Raw genomic sequence first — 1,741 nt, 5'->3', positions numbered from 1 at the left:
CGGCAGTGCCACCGGTACCGCCACCATCAACGTGCCGGACGACGTGTTCATCGGCGGCCAAGCCACCATCAGCAACAAGATCACCGGTGTCACCGGCGCCGACAACTTCGAGAAACTGACCCTGGGTCAGAATGAAGTGAAGACTTCCGTCACCGACGAGCCGGGCTCGGGCACTCCAGGCACCGGCAACCAGGGCGATAAGGTCTCGGTCACCATCGTCGGCAACGGCGATGTCAACGAAGCCCAGCAGCCATCGTTCACCGTCAAGGTCAGCCAGAAGCTCGACCAGGACCTGACCGTCACCTTGAGCAATGGTGCCAAGGTGGTGATTCCCGCCGGCCAGACCCAGGTCGAATACAAGGCGCCGATCCAGGGCGACGATGTGTTCAAGGACGGCGGCCCGCTCACCGTTGGCATCAGCGATGCCAGCGTGGTCGGCAAGACCTTCGAGAACCTCGAGCTCGGCGGCAGCGCCACCGTGCAGATCAACGACACCATCAGTGAAGTCGTGGCCACCTTGTCCGCCGACAAGACCACCGTGTCCGAAGGCGGCCAGATCACCTATACCGTGACCCTGACCAATACCCAGGGCCTGTCGGTCACCGGCCACAACGGCCTGACCTTCACCCTTTCCGATGGCACCAAGGTCACCATCCCGGCCGGCAGCGCCACTGGCACCGCAACCATCAATGCGCCGGACGACGTGTTCGTCGGTGGTCAGCCAACCATCAACAACAAAATCACCGGCGTCACCGGCGCCGACAACTTCGAAAAACTGACCCTCGGCCAGAACGAAGTGAAGACCTCCGTCACCGACGAGCCAGGTTCGGGCACGCCGGGCACCGGTAACCAGGGCGACAAGGTCTCGGTCACCATCGTCGGCAATGGCAACGTCACCGAAGACCAGCAACCGTCGTTCACCGTCAAAGTCAGCCAGAAGCTGGCGCAGGACGTGACCGTGACCCTGTCCAACGGCGCCAAGGTGGTGATCCCGGCTGGCCAGACCCAGGTCGAGTACAAGGCCGCCGCCCAGGGCGATGACGTGTTCAAGGACGGCGACACCCTCACCGTCGGCATCTCCGATGCGTCGGTCACCGGCAAGACCTTCGAAAACCTCGAGCTCGGCGGCAACGCCAGCGTTCAGATCAACGACACCGTCAGCGAAGTGGTCGCCACCCTGTCGGCAGACAAGACGACTGTCAGCGAAGGCGGCCAAGTCACCTACACCGTAACGTTGACCAACGCCCAGGGCCTGTCGGTCACCGGCCACAACGGCCTGACTTTCACCCTGACCGATGGCACCAAAGTCAGCATCCCGGCCGGCAGCGCCACTGGCACCGCCACCATCAATGCGCCGGACGACGTGTTCGTCGGTGGTCAGCCAACCATCAACAACAAGATCACCGGCGTCACCGGCGCGGACAACTTCGAGAAGCTGACCCTGGGTCAGAACGAAGTGAAGACCTCCGTCACCGACGAGCCAGGTTCGGGCACGCCGGGCACCGGCAACCAGGGCGACAAGGTTTCGGTCACCATCGTCGGCAATGGCAACGTCACCGAAGACCAGCAACCGTCGTTCACCGTCAAGGTCAGCCAGAAACTGGCGCAGGACCTGACCGTGACCCTGTCCAACGGCGCCAAGGTGGTAATCCCGGCTGGCCAGACCCAGGTCGAGTACAAGGCCGCCGCCCAGGGCGACGATGTGTTCAAGGACGGCAGCTCGCTGACCGTCGGCATCACT

1 protein-coding gene is annotated in these 1,741 nt (G+C 63.2%); it reads left to right on the top strand.

What is annotated here, in order from left to right; translation table 11 throughout:
- Positions 1–1,741, top strand: a 1,741-nt coding sequence (locus ACQ4OD_RS26290; RefSeq protein WP_430945216.1) for an immunoglobulin-like domain-containing protein, incomplete at both ends; no start/stop codon positions are given.

Source organism: Pseudomonas sp. WC1 (assembly GCF_050586565.1).
Lineage (GTDB): Bacteria > Pseudomonadota > Gammaproteobacteria > Pseudomonadales > Pseudomonadaceae > Aquipseudomonas.
This window is presented reverse-complemented; position numbering and strand designations above follow the sequence as displayed.